Genomic DNA, 17,350 nt, shown 5'->3' on the forward strand with positions numbered 1-17,350 from the left:
CGCCCTGCTGACGGCTTTCGCGCGTGATGGCGCCTTCCGCTGCAGGGTTGTCCGATGAGCCCGCCTTCCCCGACGACGCTGTCGAGGTCGGCCGGATCCTCGGCGCCTGGGGCATCAAGGGCTGGATTCGCGTCCAGCCCTTTTCCACCGACCCCAAGGCCTTGTTCTCCTCGCGCCGCTGGTTTGTGCGCCCGCCCGAGGTTGCCGGCCCGAAGCCGGTGCCGCTGCCGCCGCTGCTGCGCATCACCCAGGCCAAGGAGCATGGCGATGGCGTCGTCGCCACTGCGCAGGAACTGCCTGACCGCACCGCCGCCGAAGCGATGAAGGGCGCGCGCCTGTTCGTCGCGCGCTCCAGCTTTCCCACGGCCGGTGACGGCGAGTACTACTGGATCGACCTGATCGGCCTCGCGGTGGTCAATCGCGAAGGCGCGCTGCTCGGCACGGTGACCGACCTGCTCGATACGGGCGCGCACAGCGTGCTGCGCGTGCGCCGGCCGGAGGCGGTGGCCGGTGCGTCGCTCGACGAGAGTGAGCGCCTGATCCCCTTCGTCGCCGCCTACATCGACGACGTGAACCTGGCCGAGCGACGCATCACGGTCGACTGGGGCCCGGACTACTGATCCCGGGCGCGGCCATGCGCTTCGACGTCATCACGCTGTTCCCCGAGTTGTTCGGCCCGCACCTGTCGCACGGCATCACGCGCCGGGCGTTCGAAAGTGGGCAGGTCGAGGTCCGGCTGTGGCCGCTGCGCGACCACGCGCTCGATGCCTACCGCCGTGTTGACGACCGGCCCTATGGTGGAGGGCCGGGCATGGTGATGCTGGTCGAGCCGCTCGAGCGGGCGCTCGCGGCGGTGCGGGCCGCCCGCGGCGACGCTGCGCCGGTGCCCGTGGTGCACTTCACGCCCACCGGCCAGCCCTTGACGCAGGCGCTGGTGCGGCAGTTCGCGGCCGGGCCCGGCGCGGTGCTGCTGTGCGGGCGCTACGAGGGCATCGACCAGCGCTTCATCGACCGCCATGTCACGCAGGAAGTGAGCCTCGGCGACTTCGTGCTCTCGGGCGGCGAGTTGCCGGCCCTGGCCCTGCTGGATGCCGTGGCGCGCTTGCAGCCCGGCGTGCTCAACGCCCCGTCCCACGAGCAGGACAGCTTCTCGGCCGGTCTGCTCGATTGCCCGCACTACAGCCGGCCCGAGGTGCTGCAGACCCCCGAGGGACCGCTGCCCGTGCCGGCGGTGCTGCTGTCGGGCCACCATGCCGAGATCAACCGCTGGCGACGCGAGCAGATGCTGGCACTGACCGCCCGGCGCCGACCCGACCTGATGGCCGCGGCGCGCGAGGCGGGACAGCTGACTGCGCAGGACGAGCAGACACTTGCCCGACTTGGCCTATAATTGAAGGCTTTTCGATCCTCTGCCGGGCACCGACTTCACGTCAACCCCCGATCAGCGCCGGCACGATCGCTCCAGGAGAACCCAGTGGATCTGATCCGCACCCTCGAACAGGAAGAGATCGCTCGCCTGAACAAGACCATCCCGGCCTTCGCCCCTGGCGACACCGTGATCGTCAATGTCAACGTCGTCGAAGGCAACCGCAAGCGCGTGCAGGCCTACGAAGGCGTGGTGATCGCCAAGCGCAACCGCGGCCTGAACAGCAGCTTCATCGTCCGCAAGATTTCCAGCGGCGAAGGCGTCGAGCGCACCTTCCAGCTCTACAGCCCGCTGATCGCCTCGATCGACGTCAAGCGTCGTGGCGACGTGCGCCGTGCCAAGCTGTACTACCTGCGCGAGCGTTCGGGCAAGTCGGCCCGGATCAAGGAAAAGCTGTCCTGAAGCAGGCGGCTGTGCTGCACACCGGGAAGGGCTGCCGCGAGGCGGCCCTTTTTGCTTAGCGCTATCCTTTGACATGGCCACCTTGCCGCCGGCACCGCCGCGCATCACCGATCCCTGGAGCATCCCCGTCGTCGGCAGCGACGACCATCTGCCGCCGGTGCGGCCCGCGGCGCTGACGCCCGAGGCGCTGCGCCAGCGCTTCGCTGCGCCGCCGACCTGGACGCCCGAGACCACCGGCGATGGCCCGCGCTTCCAGCTCGAGCGCGAACCCAGCCATGCCTCGGTGCTGGTACCGCTGGTGATGCGCGATGACGGCCTGCGCGTGCTGCTGACGCGCCGCACCGACCACCTGCGCGACCATGCCGGCCAGATCAGCTTTCCCGGCGGCCGCGCCGAAGACGACGATGCCGACGCGGTGGCCACCGCGCTGCGCGAGACCGAGGAAGAGGTGGGCCTGGCCCGCGCGCATGTCGACGTGATTGGCACGCTGCCGCACTACAACACCGTCACCAGCTACATCGTGACGCCGGTCGTCGCGCTGGTGCGCCCGGACTTCACGCTCGCGCTCGACAGCTTCGAGGTGGCCGAAGCCTTCGAGGTGCCGCTGAGCTTCCTGATGACGCCGGCGCACCACCGCCGCCACCGCATGGAGTTTGGCGGCCAGACGCGCCAGTTCCTGTCGATGCCCTGGACCGGCACCGCGGCCGACGGTCGTCCGCGCGACTACTTCATCTGGGGCGCCACCGCGGCGATGCTGCGCAACTTCTACCGCTTTCTCGCGGCCTGACGCGCGCTGCCGGGCGCGGCAGAACCCGTCGGTATGATGCGCGGCGATGAGTTTCTTCGCCGTCCTGTTTGCGCTGATCATCGAGCAGCTGAAGCCGCTGCCGCGCGACAACTGGGTCCACCATGGGCTGGTGACCTGGGTCAGCTGGACCGGACGCAACTTCGATGCGGGCCGCGCCCATCACGCCTGGGTCGTGTGGTGCGTGTCGGTGCTGGCGCCGGGGCTGCTGATCTCGGCGCTGTACTTCGCCATCCACTACTACAGCGTCGTGCTGGCGCTGGTGTTCAACGTGCTGGTGCTCTACCTGACGCTGGGCTTCCGCCAGTTCAGCCACTATTTCACCGACATCCGCGACGCGCTGGATCGCGGCGACGAGATCGAGGCGCGTCGCCTGCTTGCCGAATGGCGGCACCTGGACGCCAGCGAGCTGCCGCGCACCGAGCTGATGCGCCATGTCATCGAGCACGCGCTGCTGGCCGCGCACCGCCATGTGTTCGGCGTGTTCTTCTGGTTCGTGCTGCTGTCGACGCTGGGCCTGGGCCCGGTGGGTGCGGTGCTCTACCGCATGGCGGAGTTCGCCAGCCGCTACTGGACCTTTCCGAGCAAGGCGTTGGGCGCGCCGGCCAATGACCGGCTGATGCGCGTGTCGCAGACCATGTTCGCGTTGATCGACCATGTCCCGGCGCGGCTCACCGCCTTCGGCTTCGCGGTGGTCGGCAACTTCGAGGAGGCCATCAACAGCTGGCGTCGCGATGCGGCGTTGTGGAAGCATGCCAACGAGGGCGTCATCCTCGCGGCCGCTGCGGGCGCCGTGGGCGTGCAGCTGGGCGGCGATGCCGCGCCGGGCGTCACGCCCGACCGCTCGCGCACCTTCGAGGCCGGTCCGACCGAGACCCCCGATGCGGCCGGCTCGACCGGTGGGCTGCCGCCGCAGATGGGGCATCTGCGCAGCGTGGTCGGCCTGGTGTGGCGCTCGGTGATCCTGTGGATGCTGCTCGTCGCGCTGCTGACCCTGGCGAACCTGGTCGGTTGACGGCGCACCGCTTCAGTAGCGTGTTGCCGACAGCTCGGCGTGCAGTTCCTGGTAGATGCGGTAGCGCGAGGCGCTGATCTCGCCGCGCGCCAACGCGTCGCGCACGCCACAGCCGGGCTCGTGCAGGTGGGTGCAGTTGTAGAAGCGGCACTGCCCGGCATGGGCGCGGATGTCGGGCATCCAGTGCGGCAGGTCGGCGGCGGCCACCTGCCGCAGGCCGAATTCCTGGAAGCCGGGCGAATCGATCAGCGCGCTGCGGCGGGCCTCGTCCAGCCAGTACCAGGTCGTGGTCGTGGTCGTGTGGCGGCCGGTGTTCAAGGCCTGCGAGATCTCGCCCACCTGCGCGGCGGCGGCGGGCACCATGCGGTTGATCAAGGTGCTCTTGCCCATGCCGCTGGGTCCCAGCACCAATGTGGCGCGGCCATCGAGCAGCGGCGCAAGCCTGTCGGCAGCCTCGGCACCATGGGCCTTCAGCGACAGCTCGATCATGGCCACGCCCATTGCGCGATAGGGTTCGAGCCGCTGGCGGGCGGCCTCGGCCTGCGGCAGGTCGATCTTGTTCAGCGCGATCAGCGCCGGAATGCCGGCCTGCTCGGCCGCGATCAGCGCGCGCGCCAGCTGGGTTTCGGCGTACATCGGCTCGGCCGCCACCAGCACCAGCAGCTGGTCGAGGTTGGCGGCGAAGGACTTGCTGCGCCATTCGTCCTGGCGGAACAGCAGGTTGCGGCGTTCGGCGATGCGCTCGATGACGCCCTCGTCGCCGGCCGGCTGCCACAGCACGCGGTCGCCGACCACGCAGTCGCTCTTCTTGCCGCGTGGGTGGCAGCGGATGCGGCGGCCATCGGCCGCCTCGACCATGAAATGCCGGCCGTGCGCGCCGACCACCAGGCCTTCGGCCTGCGTCATGCGTGCACGGCCTGGGCCAGCGCCGCCAGGCGCTCGCTGGCCGGCGGGTGCGAGTAGTAGAAGCCGGCGTACACCGGGTCCGGCGTCAAGGTCGACGCGTTGTCCTCGTGCAGCTTGATCAGCGCGCTGGCCAGCGCGCGGCCGTCGGACTGTGCACAGGCATAGGCATCGGCCTGGAACTCGTGCCTGCGCGACAGCCGCGCCGCGATGGGCGACACGAAGAAGCCGAACACCGGCACCACCATCATGAACAGCAGCAGCGCCAGTGCCGCATTCGGCGCGCCGATGTTCGGCTGCACGCCCAGGCCGGTGTAGAAACTGCTCTGGCCGGCCAGCCAGCCCAGCAGCGCCAGGCCGGCCAGGCTCAGGCCCATCATCACGACGATGCGCTTGGTGACGTGGCGATGCTTGAAGTGGCCCAGCTCGTGCGCCAGCACCGCCTCCACCTCGCCGGGCGAAAGCTTGGCCAGCAGCGTGTCGAAGAACACCACGCGCTTGGCGGCGCCCAGCCCGGTGAAGTAGGCATTGCCATGCGCCGAGCGCTTGCTGCCGTCCATCACGAACAGGCCCTTGGCGGCGAAGCCGCAGCGCTGCATCAGGCCTTGCACGCGCTCGGCCAGCGAGGCATCGGCCAGGGGCTCGAACTTGTTGAACAGCGGCGCGATCACGGTCGGGTACAGCACCATGATCAGCAGGTTGAAGGCGGCCCAGGCGCCCCAGGCCCACAGCCACCACCAGGGACCGGTGGCCTGCATGATCCACAGGATCAGCGCTGCCAGCGGCAGGCCGATCACCGCGCTGACCAGCAGGCCCTTCAACAGGTCGATCACGAACAGTTTTGGCGTCGTGCGGTTGAAGCCGAACTGCTGCTCGAGCCGGAAGGTGCTCCAGAGGTCGAACGGCAGTTCCAGCGCGCCGCCAATCAGCGCAAAGGCGGTCAGCAGCGCCAGCTGGTAGGCCATGTCGCCGTAGTGCGCATGCACGGCCTGCAGCAGCCACACGTTCAGCCGGTCGAGCCCCCCCAGCAGGGTCCAGCCCAGCAGCACGGTGCTGCCAAAGGCCATCGTCAGGATGCCGAAGCGGCCCTTGGCCAGCGTGTAGTCCGCCGCGCGCTGGTGCGCCTGCAGCGAGACCGTGCCGGCAAACGCCGGCGGCACCGCCTGGCGGTGGGCGGCCACGTGGCGCATCTGGCGTGTCGCGAGCCAGAGCTTGAGCGCGAGCGAGAGCACCAGCGCAGCGGCGAACAACAGCGTGAGCAGCGTCGAAGACATAGCCCGCAAGTGTAGGCCGGCCGCCTTCCTTCCCCCCTGCGAGCGGGGCGGGCTGCCACAATGCCGGGATGACGGAAAACGCCCCCACCCCCAGCGCGGCGCCGGCCCTGGCCCGCAGCGAGCAGAACCTGATCTGGATCGACCTCGAGATGACCGGGCTGTACCCGGCCACCGACCGCATCATCGAGATCGCCGTCGTCGTCACCGACCCGCAGCTGGTGGCGCGTGTCGAAGGCCCGGTGTTCGCGGTGCACCAGAGCGACGCGACGCTGGATGCGATGGACGCGTGGAACAAGGGCACGCATGGCCGCAGCGGTCTGATCGACCGCGTGAAGGCCTCCACCGTGGACGAGGCCGCCGCCGAGGCTGCGGTGATCGAATGGCTGCAGCAGTACGTGCCCGCCGGCAAGAGCCCGATGTGCGGCAACTCGATCTGCCAGGACCGCCGATTCCTCGCGAACTACATGCCGAAGCTGGAAGAGTTCTTCCACTACCGCAACCTCGACGTCAGCACGCTGAAGGAACTGGCCAAGCGCTGGAAGCCTTCGGCCCTGGAAGGCTTCAAGAAGGCGCAGGCCCACACCGCGCTGGCCGACATCCACGAGTCGATCGAGGAACTCGACCACTACCGCCGCACCTTCCTCGCGCTGTAGCACGAGGTCCGACTTCAAGCCGGCAGCGGCCGGCCCAGCAGTCGCTCGAGGTCCAGCGACAGCAGTGCCTGCACCAGTTCCTGCAGGCACTGGCGCAGCGGCTCGTAGCCGGCGTGTCGCTGCAGCGTGTCCTCGTTCATGTACAGGCGCTTGTTCAGCTCCAGCTGGATAGCGTGCCGCTGCTCCGCAGGCTGGCCATGCCGCCTGACAAGCTCGACACCCTTGTAGGGGTGGTTGATGCTGACGGTGTAGCCGCGGCTGTTGAAGAAGCGCTCGATCCAGCGCGTCAGCCGCGGGTCGGCACTGCTGCCGTCGCGGTCACCGAGGACGACGTCGGCGTGCACCAGCCATGGGTGCTCGGTGGCATGGCGTTCGGCCACGGCCGGCATCGAGTGGCAATCGAGCAGCAGCACCCGGCCATGGCGCTGGTGCGCGGCCTCGAGGCAGCCGGCCACCGCGCTGTGGTAAGGCGCCCAGCAGCGGCGGATGCGCTGCTCGATCTCGTCCACCGTCAGCTGCCGGTCGTAGATCGGCGTGCCATCGTCCAGCATCCGCCACACCAGGCCCTTGCCCAGGCGCACCTTGCTGCTGCCCGATAGCCGCCCGGGCCAGGGTTCGGCCAGCAGCGCGGGGTCGATCTCGTCCAGCGCGCGGTTGGCGTCGATGTAGGTGCGCGGGAAGCGCGCTGCGATCAACGCGGCGCCCAGCGCGGGCGCGAAGTCCCACAGCGCATCGACGTGCGTGTCCTCGGCGCAACGCAGCTGCGGCAGCGGGCAGGCGCTGCGAAAGTCCGGCGGGTACTCGGTGCCGCTGTGCGGAGAGTCCAGCACCAGCCAGTGGCTGCCGGGCTGGCAGCGGACCCAGGCTTCGTGGTCTTGTGTGGCATGCATGGCGGTTGCGCGCTCAATCGAGTTCGATCTTCGCGTAGCGGGCCACGCGCTGCATGCGATCGATCTCCTTGCGGATCTGCACGCCGAAGTCCTCGGGCGTGATGTCCGAGGGATACAGGCCCTGCGCGATCAGCCGCGCCTGCAGTGCCGGGTCGGCCAATGCCTTCTGCACCGCGCCATAGAGCCGCCGCACCATCGGCATCGGCGTGCCCGCCGGCGCGACCAGGCCGAACCACGAGGGCAGGTTGTTGCTCGCCAGTGCCAGCTCGGCGAATGTGGGCACCGCGGGCAGCGCCTCCACATGCGCGGGCCAGGACACCGCCAGCGCCTTCAGCCGCCCGGCGCGGATGTGCGGCAGCGCCGAGGCCAGCTGGTCGAAATAGGCCTGCACCTGGCCGGCCAGCAGGTCGTTCAGTGCCGGCGCCGCGCCGCGGTAGGGGATGTGGACCATGAAGGCGCCGGTCGTGCTCTTGAACAGCTCGGCCCACATGTGGCTGATGGTGCCGACGCCGGCCGAGGCATACGAATACTTGCCGGGCTGCGCCTTCACCAGGCGGATGAAGCCGGCATAGTCCTTCACGCCCAGCGAGGCCGGCACCACCAGCACCGCCGGGGCCTTCACCAGCTCGGCCACCGGCGCGAAGTCCTTCACCGCGTCATAGGGCAGCTTCTTGTACACGGCCGGGTTGACGCCATGGGTGGACATGGTCGCCAGTCCCAAGGTCATGCCGTCCGGCGCGGCGCGGGCCACTTCGGCCATGCCGATCGAGCCACCGGCACCGGCACGGTTGTCCACCAGCACCGGCATGCCGAGGTCGCGGCCCAGCGGTTCGCCGATGGCACGCGCCACGATGTCGGTGGCGCCACCGGGCGGGAAGGGCACCACCAGGCGCAGCACCTTGCTCTGCGCGAACATCGCCAGCGGGAATGAACCCACGGCCGCTCCCAACAACACCTGTCGTCGTTTCATCGTCACTCCTTGCGGTTGAAGCGTCGGCATGGTGGCCGCGGGTGCGGGCAGGCACAATCGAAATTCCGGCAGCAAGTTCATTCCCCATCAGAATGTTTCGACCCCACGCCCCGCCGCTGCACCTGCTGCGTGCCTTCACCGCCACCGCGCGCGCCGGCACGATCTCGGCCGCCGCGCAAGGGCTGCACCTGACCCAGGGCGCGGTCAGCAAGCAGGTGCTCGAACTCGAGACCTGGCTTGGCGTGACCTTGTTCGACCGCGTGAAGAAGCGCCTGCTGCTCACCGCGCCGGGCCACCGTTACCTGCATGCGGTGCAGCCGCTGCTGCAGCAGCTCGACGCGGTGAGCATCGACCTGATGAGCAACCCGCTGGGTGATGGTTCGCTGCACCTGGCCAGCCTGCCGACCTTCGGCGCGAAGTGGCTGATCCCGCGCCTGCCGTCCTTCCAGGCCGAGCATCCGCGCATCACCTTGCACTTCCTGCCGTATGTCGACGGCTACCAGTTCAACCGGGCCGACCTTGACTGCGCCATCCGCTACGGCAGCGGTGAGTGGCCGGATGCCGACGCGGCGTACATCACCGGGCGTCGCATGCTGCTGATTGCGCCACCACCGGTGCGCCGGCGCCAGCCGCTGCGCAAGCCTTCCGATCTGGCGCTGCACACCTTGCTGCACCACCAGACCGTGCCTGGCGCGTGGGCAGCGTGGGCGAAGGCCCATGCGCCACGGCTGGGCCTGCCGGCGGCCGGCCCGCAGTTCGACCAGTACCAGACGCTGATCCGCGCGGTGGTCGCGGGCCTCGGCGTCGGCCTGGTGCCGGCCTGCCTGATCGAGCAGGAGCTCGCGCATCGTGAAGTCAGCGCGCCGCTGCGCGCGCTGACCCTCGAGTCCGAGGCTGGCTACTACCTGTGCGCGCCGCGGGCACGGGCGGCCATGCCTTCGTTGCAGGCCTTCCGCCAGTGGCTGCTGGACGCAGCCGGCGGCCCGGCGGTCAGGCCGGGCTGAGCCCGCCGCGCTGCATCGCGCGCCAGGTGCTCATCAGCGCGCGCGCTTCGGCGTCGGGCCGTGCCGGCAGCTTGCGGTACTCGGAGCAATCGGGCTTGCGCGCCATCAGCCGGTGGTTGATGAGTTCGCGGCGCAGCGTGACATGGTCGCCGAAGGCATTGGCGGCCTTCAGCACCTCGTTGACCTCGCGCTCGGTGTAGACGCGGCGGCCGTCGAAGCGCGACCACAGCAGCCACATCGCGAGCTTCTGCACGCTGAACTTGTGGGGCCAGCGGACCAGGCGCCCGCGCGAATCGAACTGCATCAGCGCCTTGCGCGCGTTGTGGCTCAGCGCCGGCGGCGCCGGCAGGTCTTCGGCCGCGGTCGGCAGGGTCGGCAGCGCTGCCGAACGCGCCGCCTGCAGGCTCTGCAGGTTGCGGTGGCCCAGCGCGCGGGCGATCAGGTTCAGCAGCTCGACATGACCCGGGGGTGGCGCGCCGGTGGCGTGGCGGGTCTTCAGCGATTGGCCGAGCGACTTCGCGAACTGCGAGGCATCGGGCACGACGAACGAGAGCGGCAAGTGGCTCATGAGCGGAGTCCTTTCGCGCGTGCAGTGCCGCTCCGGAAGGAGCGCGCTGGCGGTTGCCGGCTTCCAGACCCTGCACGCGCAGAAAGCGACGCATGAGGCTTGGGATGTCGAGGGCAGGTTTAGCTCGCGAGGGCTTCGCGCGGCAACGCCTGGGTGAACTGCCGACCGGACGCGGATTCTAGCCAGCAGGTCGCCTGCGCGACAGGGCTGCAGCGTGCAAACCCGCAATCGCGCTGTGGCGCGGCTGGCATACCCTCGTCGGCATGTCCGCACCGTTCATTCCCCAGATCCGCCTGTACCAGGACTGGCTGCGCTGCGCGCGCGGCCTCGCGTTCGAGGACTATGAAGCGCTGTGGCGCTGGTCGGTCGAGGACCAGGCCGCGTTCTTCCAGAGCGTGTGGGACTTTGGCGGCATGCAGTCGCCCACCGCGCCCAGCGCGGTGCTGGCCGATGACCGCATGCCCGGTGCGCGCTGGTTTCCCGGCGCGCAGCTGAACTACGCGCAACGTGTGCTGCGGCATGCGGCCGCAGCCGACGCGGCCGGCATGCCCGCGGTGATCGCCGAGGATGAACTCGGCCGCGTGCAGCAGCTGTCCTGGCCCGCGCTGCGGCGCCAGGTGGCTTCGCTGGCGCTGGCCCTGCGCGGGCTGGGGGTGCAACGCGGCGACCGCGTCGCGGCCTACCTGCCCAACGTGCCGCAGACTGTGGTGGCCTTCCTGGCCTGCTGCAGCATCGGCGCGATCTGGAGCGTCTGCGCGCCGGACATGGGCACGCAGGCGGTGACCGACCGCTTCAAGCAGATCGAGCCACGGGTGCTGATCGCCGCCGATGGCGTGCACTACGCCGGCCGTGCGCAGGACCGCAGCGCCGTCGTCCAGGCCCTGCGTGAGGCCTTGCCCAGCGTGCAGCAGCTGGTGCTGCTGCGCACGCCGCACGCGTCGGCCACGCTCGAAGCCGAACTGCTGTTCGACGACGCCATCGCCCGCGACGATGCCGCCACCGCGGCCTTCGAGCCGGAGTGGCTGCCCTTCGACCACCCGCTGTGGATCGTCTACTCCAGCGGCACCACCGGCCTGCCCAAGCCCATCGTGCACGGCCATGGCGGCGTGCTGCTGATGCAGATGGCCAACGGCCTGCACAACGACCTGGGCCCGAGCTACGAGGCCAACAGCCTTGGCGAGCGCTTCCACTGGTACAGCTCCACCGGCTGGGTGATGTGGAATGCCCAGGTCGCGGGGCTGCTGAGCGGCACCACGATCTGCCTGTTCGACGGCAGCCCGGCCGGCCCGAAGGACCAGCCCGACTGGGGCGTGCTGTGGCGCTTCGCGGCACGGCATCGCGTCACCTACTTCGGCGCCGGCGCGGCCTTCTACGCCAGCTGCATGAAGGCCGGGCTGCGGCCGGACAGCTGCGGCGACCTGTCCCGCGTGCGTGCGCTGGGCACCACCGGCTCGCCCCTGTCCGAAGACGTGCAGCGCTGGGGCAGCGAGGCCTTCGCGCGGCTGGGCCGGCCCGACCTGTGGTGGAACAACATCTCGGGCGGCACCGACTTCGCGGCCTCGGTGATCGGTGGCCATCGCGAGCTGCCGCTGCAGCCGGGCCGCATGCAATGCCGCCAGCTCGGCTGTGCGGTCCAGGCCTGGGACGAGCAGGGCCGCCCGGTGGCCGGCGAGGTGGGCGAGCTGGTGATCACGAAGCCGATGCCCTCGATGCCGCTGTACTTCTGGGGTGACGCGCAGAATGCGCGTTATCTCTCGAGCTACTTCGACGTCTACCCCGGCGTCTGGCGCCATGGCGACTGGCTGTCGATCGGGCCGGACGGCTCCTGTGTCATCTACGGCCGCAGCGACGCCACGATCAACCGCCACGGCCTGCGCATGGGCACCAGCGAGATCTACGCCGCGGTCGAGGCGCTGCCCGAGGTGCTGGACTCGATGGTGATCGACCTCGAGTACCTGGGCCGCGAGAGCTGGATGGCGCTGTTCGTCGTGCTGCGCGAGGGCCTGGCGCTCGATGCCGCATTGACCGGCCGGATCCAGGGCGCGATCAAGGCCGCGCTGTCGCCGCGCTTCGTGCCCGATGCGGTGATCCAGGCGCCCGAGATCCCGCGCACGTTGTCGGGCAAGAAGCAGGAGGTGCCGATCAAGAAGATCTTCCTCGGCCAGCCGCTGGAAAAGGTGGTCAACCGCGATGCGATGGCCAACCCGCAGTGCCTGCCCTGGTACCGCGAGCAGGCTGCGGCGCACCTGGCGCGCAGCGCCGCGAAGGTTCAATAGACCCAACGTCCGAAAAGAGCGGCCAGCGAACGGCCGGCGGCGGCTTCCATTGCCCGCTGCAGGTCGGCCGATACCACCCGCCGGCCCAGGTTCGCGCGGGTATAGCGCTGCAATCCGTCCCAGAACGCCGCTTCGCCGATGTCCTGCCGCAGCGCGTGCAGGAACAGCAGGCCCTTGCTGTAGCGCACCGCGCGCGAGAGGGCCAGGCTCGGGTACTCGCCCGGCCAGGCCAGCGGCTTGTCGAAGCCGGCGTCGACGGCACGTTGCAGGCGCTGGCGCGCCAGCGACAGCTCGCGCTGGTAGGCGGCTTCGCCCCAGCGCTGCTGCTTCCAGGCTGCGGTCATGAACACCGTGATGCCTTCGTTGAGCCAGAACTCGGACCAGCGGGCGCAGGTGATGGCATTGCCCCACCACTGGTGCGCCAGTTCGTGCGCGATGACCCAGTCCTCGTCGGGCTGCTGCTCGATCGGGTCCAGCATCTCGTGGCCGATCACCGAGTAGCTGGCCACCTCCTGCGCCGCGCCGCCGGGGACCAGCAACTGGCTGTACTGCGGCACCGGCAGCGGTGCGCCGGCGCGGGCTTCGAAGAAGGCCAGCATCGCGCGGGTCGGCGCGAACAGCCGGCGCAGCCGCGCCGCATCGTCCTGCACGCCGAGGTAGCGCAGCCGCGGCTCTTCGGTGTCCAGCGCCGATTCGAAGCGGCCGGCGGCAAAGCCGAACAGGTACAGCGCGATCGGCCTGCGCTGCTGCCAACGGTGGCCGGCCGGGTCCGCGCGCTCGCCGATGCCGAGCGAGTCGTAGCCCGCGGGCAGGCGCAGCGTGAGGTCCAGCGTGGCCGCGTCTAGCAGCTCGCCCACGCAGGGCATCCAGTGGCAGGTGTCGTAGGCGCTGTAGACATGCTGCGTCCCGAACACCAGCCCGCGCGTCGGCTGGCCGTGGTAGCGCAGGCTCAGCTCGCGCGTGCCGGGCGGCAGCCGGGCCTCGAGCTGGTCGGCGTCCTGGGTGAAGGGCAGCGCCGCACCGTCGGCGGACAGCGCGTCGATGCGCAGGCCGTTCAGTGCCAGGCGCAGCACAGGGTCGCGCTCGTCGGGGCGCAGCGTGACGCGCAGCTCGCCGCGCAGGCTGCGGGTGGCGAGGTCGGGTTCGAGCGCCAGCGCGTAGTGGATGCCGCGCGGGGCGGCGGCCGCGGCCCCGGCCCACAGCGTGGCCAGCAGCAGGGCCGCCCGCAGCGCGGCGCGCGCGCTCAAACCGACAGCAGGTCGACCTCGAACAGCAGCGTCGCGTTCGGCGGAATCACGCCGCCGGCGCCACGCGCGCCGTAGCCGAGCTCGGCCGGGATCAGCAGCAGCCGCGTGCCGCCGACCTTCATGCCCTGCACGCCTTCGTCCCAGCCGCGGATCACCTCGCCCGCCCCGAGGTGGAAGCGGAACGGGTCGCCGCGGTCCTTGCTGGAATCGAACTTCGCGCCGCGGCCGCCGGGTTGCGCGGGGTCGTGCAGCCAGCCGGTGTAGTGCACGGTGACGGGCGTGCCGGCCTTGGCCTCGTTGCCGCTGCCGGGCGTGGTGTCGTCGTATTGCAGACCGGAGGGGGTGGTGATCATGGCGAGCCTTTCGAAGGTGGGGGGCGTGCCGCCGCGGCCGCTAACGGCCGATGGCGCGGGCCCGCATCATGCCACCCAGCGCTGGGCCCAGGCCCGCACCGCGGCGCCCAGCCATTCGCCCACGCTGCCGGCCTCGATGGTCGGCAGTGCCAGGGTGGTGGCGGCAATCTGCAGCGCGGCGAGCGGGTTGCTCGCGTCCAGCGGCTTCGCGCCGTTCTGCTTGCTGAGCTTGTGGCCGTCCGCGCCCAGCACCAGCGGCGTGTGCAGGTAGCGTGGCTGCGGCAGGCCGAGCAGGCGCTGCAGATGGATCTGGCGCGGGGTGTTGTCGGCCAGGTCCTCGCCGCGGACGACGTCGGTCACGCCCTGCGCGGCGTCGTCCACCACCACGGCGAGCTGGTAGGCCCACAGCCCGTCGGCCCGGTGCAGCACGAAGTCCCCGACCTCGCGCGTGACGTTCTGCTGCTGCGCGCCCAGGCGCCGGTCGACCCAGCTGACCACCGATTCCATGCCGCCGCACAAGGTGAGCACGCGGGTGGCACGCGCCGCCCTGCCGAACAGGCCGGCACGGCAGGTGCCGGGGTAGACGCGTTCCTCGAAGCGCTCGTGCAGGATGCCAAGTGCGACCAGCGCGTCTTCGATCTCGCGCCGCGTGCAGCCGCAGGGGTAGGTCAGGCGCAGCGCGTGCAGCTGGTCCAGCGCGGCGGCGTAGGCGCTGCCACGGCGCGACTGGTACAGCGGCTTCTCGTCGGGCAGCAGGCCGCAGATGGCCAGCTGGCCGAGGATCACCTGGTCGGCGCCGGGCATGCAGCGCGGGGTGTCGACGTCCTCGATGCGCACCAGCCAGCGCCCGCCATGCGCCCGCGCGTCGAGCCAGCTGGCCAGCGCCGCCACCAGTGAACCGGCGTGCAGCGCGCCGGTGGGCGAGGGCGCGAAGCGGCCGGTGTAGCTGCGGGCCGTGGCGGCGTCCATCATTCCGCCGGACGGCCGATGTGGCGCTCGAGGAGTGCCTGGCGAGTTGCCGGGCTCTTCAATTGCTGCAGGAACCAGTGCAGCGCCAGGCCCTGCGGCGCGCGCTTGGGCTGCGGCGTGGCCGCGCTGCGCCAGGCGTAGCCGCAGCGCATCGGCGGCAATTGGCGCGCCACCGGCTTGACCACCAGGCGGCCGGCGCGCACATGCTCGCGCACCATCGGCTCGGGCAGGAAGCCGCAGCCCAGGCAGCGCAGCTGGGCCTCGATCTTCGCCAGCATCGACGGCACGGTCAGCACGTCCTGCCCCGGCAGCAGGTTCACGGTCATCGGCGACATGCGCTGCGCCGAATCGGCCACCGCGATGGCGCGGTAGCCCAGCAGTTCCTCGTCGGTGATCGGATGCTCCAGCGCGGCCAGCGGGTGGTGCGGCGCGACGACGAAGACGAACTGCACCTCGCCCAGCGGCTGCAGCTCGATGCCCACCTGCGGCGGCGCGCTCATCGAGACGCCGATGGCCAGGTCGGCCTGGCCGCTGAGCAGCGCCTCCCACAGCCCGGTCATGATCTCGGTGCGCAGGCGCAGGCGGGTGCTGGCGGCGCGTGGCGCGTCCGAAGCGGCCTCGGGCGGGGCCTGCAGGGCGTAGAAGCCTTCGATCAGCTCGAACACCGTGAGGCGCGAGATGATGCCGTCGATCGCGATGGTCAGCTGTGATTCCCAGCCGGTGGACACGCGCTTGACGCGGTTGGCCACCGCATCCATCTCGGCCAGCAGGCGCCGGCCCTCGTCCAGCAGTTCCTGGCCCGCCGCGGTGAGCTGGGCCTGGCGCGAGCGGCGGTCGAACAGCAGCACGTCCAGCGCGTCTTCGAGCTGGCGCACGCTGTAGGTCAGGGCCGAGGGCACGCGGCCCAGCTCGCGCGCCGCGGCCGCGAAGCTGCCGCTGCGGGCGATGGTGTCCATCATCTGCAGCGCTTCGGGGGTCAGGGCATTGCGGCGGGGGGCGGACATCGTGCCCTTCATCTTATTTGAACGTGCGCTTCAAGCGCGGCCGCCTTGCCTGCAGCGGCTCCGGTGCCACCATCAGGGCTCACTGAAGGAGAGTCCCGCATCATGCTGACACTGCGTCGATCGCAAGACCGCGGCGAGGCCGACCACGGCTGGCTGCACAGCTTCCACAGCTTCTCGTTCGCCGACTACCACGACCCCGCGCACATGGGCTTCGGCAACCTGCGCGTGATCAACGAAGACCGCATCGCGCCCGGCACCGGCTTCGGCACCCATGGCCATCGCGACATGGAGATCGTGAGCTACGTGCTCGAAGGCGCGCTGGCGCACCGCGACAGCCTGGGCAACGGCGCGGCCATCGTGCCCGGCGAGGTGCAGCGCATGAGCGCCGGCACCGGGGTGCGCCACAGCGAGTTCAACCACGCGCAGCACGAGACCACGCACTTCCTGCAGATCTGGCTGCTGCCCGACCGCACCGGCATCACGCCCGGCTACGAGCAGAAGGCGTTTCCCGACAGCGAGAAACGCGGCCGGCTGCGCCTGGTGGCGTCGCCCGATGGCCGCGAGGGCTCGGTGACGGTGCATGCCGACGCCGCGATCCATGCCGGCCTGTTCGATGGCGACGAGGCGGCCACCTTGTCGCTGGCGCCGGGGCGGCTGGGCTATGTGTTCGTCGCGCGCGGCACCGTGCATGTCAACGGCCAGGCGCTGGGCACCGGCGATGCGGCGATGCTGCGCGGCGAGCCTGTCCTCAAGCTGGACCAGGGCCAGGGTGCCGAGGTGCTGGTGTTCGACCTCGCGCCTTAGCGTGACCGCGCCATGGGCCGCTAAAGTGCGGCCCATGGAACTGCTGATCCGCCTGTTCACCTTCCTGCCCTGGCCGGACTGGGCGGCGATGGGGCTGTTCTTCGGCGGCTGGATCGGCTATGCGCGCTTTGCCAAGCAGCGCGCCGGCGTGCAGCCCTCGATCCTGGCCACCACCAACCGCTGGCGCCGCCACTGGATGCTGCAGGCCACGCGGCGCGAGAACCGCATCGTCGATTCGGCGGTGGTGCAGAACCTCTCGGGCAGCCCGCAGTTCTTCGCCTCCACCAGCATCCTGATCATCGGCGGCCTGCTGGCGGTGCTGGGCACCACCGAGAAGGCCACCGAGCTGGTGCGCGACCTGCCGTTCGCCGCGCGCACAACGGTGCTGGTGTTCGACCTGAAGCTGGTGCTGCTGACCGGCATCTTCGTCTACAGCTTCTTCCGCTTCACCTGGAGCCTGCGGCAGTACAGCTTCGGCGCGATCCTGGTGGGCGCGGTGCCGGATGCCCGTGAGCTCGACGATGCCGAGCGCGAGGCCTTCGCCGACCGCGCCGGCCACGTGATGGGCCTGGCGGCCGAGACCTTCAACGACGGCCTGCGCGGCTACTACCTGTCGTTCGCGGTGGTGGCCTGGTTCTTCTCGACCTGGGCCTTCATGATCGGCACGCTGCTGGTGCTGTGGGTGCTGTACCGGCGCGAGTTCCATTCCGAGGTCCTGGTCGCGTTGCGCCAGGGCCTGAAGTAGCCGCCGCCCGCGTCGACACCGCTTACCGTTAGTTGCCGCGCG

At 70.4% G+C, this 17,350-nt stretch carries 19 protein-coding genes; 10 read left to right on the forward strand and 9 right to left on the reverse strand.

What is annotated here, in order from left to right; all coding sequences use genetic code 11:
• The first annotated feature begins 26 nt into the window (after nucleotides 1–26).
• From rimM to ACILR4_RS04465, 5 genes are all read left to right on the forward strand, one after another.
• Entirely contained in the window at nucleotides 27–620 is a 594-nt protein-coding gene (gene rimM / locus ACILR4_RS04445) for a ribosome maturation factor RimM (protein WP_395699684.1), read from the forward strand.
• A gap of 14 nt (nucleotides 621–634) precedes the next feature.
• Entirely contained in the window at nucleotides 635–1,390 is a 756-nt protein-coding gene (gene trmD, locus ACILR4_RS04450) for a tRNA (guanosine(37)-N1)-methyltransferase TrmD (protein WP_395699624.1), read from the forward strand.
• A gap of 84 nt (nucleotides 1,391–1,474) precedes the next feature.
• Complete coding sequence (rplS, locus tag ACILR4_RS04455) at nucleotides 1,475–1,828, forward strand: 50S ribosomal protein L19 (protein ID WP_395699625.1); 354 nt, start codon at nucleotides 1,475–1,477, stop codon at nucleotides 1,826–1,828.
• Nucleotides 1,829–1,901: 73 nt separating this feature from the next.
• On the forward strand, nucleotides 1,902–2,615 hold the full coding sequence (locus ACILR4_RS04460) for a CoA pyrophosphatase (protein ID WP_395699626.1): 714 nt from the start codon (nucleotides 1,902–1,904) through the stop codon (nucleotides 2,613–2,615).
• Between the two features lie 46 nt (nucleotides 2,616–2,661).
• Nucleotides 2,662–3,648 (forward strand): CobD/CbiB family protein, encoded by a 987-nt coding sequence (locus tag ACILR4_RS04465; protein ID WP_395699627.1) that lies wholly within the window; start codon nucleotides 2,662–2,664, stop codon nucleotides 3,646–3,648.
• Nucleotides 3,649–3,660: 12 nt separating this feature from the next.
• Here ACILR4_RS04465 and rsgA read toward each other — a convergent pair whose 3' ends face one another.
• Nucleotides 3,661–4,554, reverse strand: coding sequence for a ribosome small subunit-dependent GTPase A (gene rsgA, locus ACILR4_RS04470; RefSeq protein ID WP_395699628.1), 894 nt, complete (start codon nucleotides 4,552–4,554; stop codon nucleotides 3,661–3,663).
• Entirely contained in the window at nucleotides 4,551–5,825 is a 1,275-nt protein-coding gene (locus ACILR4_RS04475) for a M48 family metallopeptidase (RefSeq protein ID WP_395699629.1), read from the reverse strand. Before ACILR4_RS04475 ends, rsgA begins: the two co-directional genes overlap by 4 nt.
• A gap of 68 nt (nucleotides 5,826–5,893) precedes the next feature.
• Here ACILR4_RS04475 and orn point away from each other — a divergent pair, with 68 nt between their 5' ends.
• Entirely contained in the window at nucleotides 5,894–6,478 is a 585-nt protein-coding gene (gene orn, locus ACILR4_RS04480; RefSeq protein ID WP_395699630.1) for an oligoribonuclease, read from the forward strand.
• A gap of 14 nt (nucleotides 6,479–6,492) precedes the next feature.
• Here orn and ACILR4_RS04485 read toward each other — a convergent pair whose 3' ends face one another.
• Both ACILR4_RS04485 and ACILR4_RS04490 read right to left on the reverse strand, forming a co-directional pair.
• Nucleotides 6,493–7,368, reverse strand: a complete 876-nt coding sequence (locus ACILR4_RS04485) for an N-formylglutamate amidohydrolase (RefSeq protein ID WP_395699631.1) — start codon at nucleotides 7,366–7,368, stop codon at nucleotides 6,493–6,495.
• 13 nt (nucleotides 7,369–7,381) lie between these two features.
• A complete protein-coding gene (locus ACILR4_RS04490; protein ID WP_395699632.1) occupies nucleotides 7,382–8,338 on the reverse strand; it encodes a tripartite tricarboxylate transporter substrate binding protein BugE in 957 nt (318 codons plus the stop codon).
• A gap of 92 nt (nucleotides 8,339–8,430) precedes the next feature.
• Here ACILR4_RS04490 and ACILR4_RS04495 point away from each other — a divergent pair, with 92 nt between their 5' ends.
• Nucleotides 8,431–9,342, forward strand: coding sequence for a LysR substrate-binding domain-containing protein (locus tag ACILR4_RS04495; protein ID WP_395699633.1), 912 nt, complete (start codon nucleotides 8,431–8,433; stop codon nucleotides 9,340–9,342).
• On the opposite strand, the gene ACILR4_RS04500 is transcribed toward ACILR4_RS04495, so the two are convergent.
• Nucleotides 9,329–9,910 (reverse strand): DUF2087 domain-containing protein, encoded by a 582-nt coding sequence (locus ACILR4_RS04500; RefSeq protein WP_395699634.1) that lies wholly within the window; start codon nucleotides 9,908–9,910, stop codon nucleotides 9,329–9,331. The genes ACILR4_RS04495 and ACILR4_RS04500 overlap by 14 nt on opposite strands.
• Nucleotides 9,911–10,173: 263 nt before the next feature.
• On the opposite strand from ACILR4_RS04500, the gene ACILR4_RS04505 reads away from it, so the two are divergent.
• Nucleotides 10,174–12,186 carry an acetoacetate--CoA ligase gene (locus ACILR4_RS04505; RefSeq protein WP_395699635.1) on the forward strand — a complete coding sequence of 671 codons (2,013 nt, stop codon included), beginning with the start codon at nucleotides 10,174–10,176 and terminating at the stop codon, nucleotides 12,184–12,186.
• Here ACILR4_RS04505 and ACILR4_RS04510 read toward each other — a convergent pair.
• From ACILR4_RS04510 to ACILR4_RS04525, 4 genes are all read right to left on the reverse strand, one after another.
• Nucleotides 12,180–13,433: a M1 family aminopeptidase gene (locus tag ACILR4_RS04510; RefSeq protein ID WP_395699636.1), complete on the reverse strand. Its 1,254-nt coding sequence runs from the start codon at nucleotides 13,431–13,433 to the stop codon at nucleotides 12,180–12,182. The genes ACILR4_RS04505 and ACILR4_RS04510 overlap by 7 nt on opposite strands.
• Complete coding sequence (locus ACILR4_RS04515) at nucleotides 13,430–13,786, reverse strand: FKBP-type peptidyl-prolyl cis-trans isomerase (protein ID WP_395699637.1); 357 nt, start codon at nucleotides 13,784–13,786, stop codon at nucleotides 13,430–13,432. Before ACILR4_RS04515 ends, ACILR4_RS04510 begins: the two co-directional genes overlap by 4 nt.
• A 66-nt stretch (nucleotides 13,787–13,852) precedes the next feature.
• A complete protein-coding gene (gene gluQRS, locus ACILR4_RS04520; RefSeq protein ID WP_395699638.1) occupies nucleotides 13,853–14,758 on the reverse strand; it encodes a tRNA glutamyl-Q(34) synthetase GluQRS in 906 nt (301 codons plus the stop codon).
• Nucleotides 14,755–15,759 carry a LysR substrate-binding domain-containing protein gene (locus ACILR4_RS04525; RefSeq protein ID WP_395699639.1) on the reverse strand — a complete coding sequence of 335 codons (1,005 nt, stop codon included), beginning with the start codon at nucleotides 15,757–15,759 and terminating at the stop codon, nucleotides 14,755–14,757. The genes gluQRS and ACILR4_RS04525 overlap by 4 nt, the downstream gene beginning before the upstream one ends.
• 102 nt (nucleotides 15,760–15,861) lie before the next feature.
• Here ACILR4_RS04525 and ACILR4_RS04530 point away from each other — a divergent pair, with 102 nt between their 5' ends.
• Together ACILR4_RS04530 and ACILR4_RS04535 are read left to right on the forward strand one after the other, a co-directional pair.
• Nucleotides 15,862–16,563 carry a pirin family protein gene (locus tag ACILR4_RS04530; protein ID WP_395699640.1) on the forward strand — a complete coding sequence of 234 codons (702 nt, stop codon included), beginning with the start codon at nucleotides 15,862–15,864 and terminating at the stop codon, nucleotides 16,561–16,563.
• Between the two features lie 34 nt (nucleotides 16,564–16,597).
• Nucleotides 16,598–17,308: a DUF599 domain-containing protein gene (locus ACILR4_RS04535; protein ID WP_395699641.1), complete on the forward strand. Its 711-nt coding sequence runs from the start codon at nucleotides 16,598–16,600 to the stop codon at nucleotides 17,306–17,308.
• The last annotated feature ends 42 nt before the right edge of the window (nucleotides 17,309–17,350 follow it).

Source organism: Aquabacterium sp. (assembly GCF_044226965.1).
Lineage (GTDB): Bacteria > Pseudomonadota > Gammaproteobacteria > Burkholderiales > Burkholderiaceae_C > Pseudaquabacterium.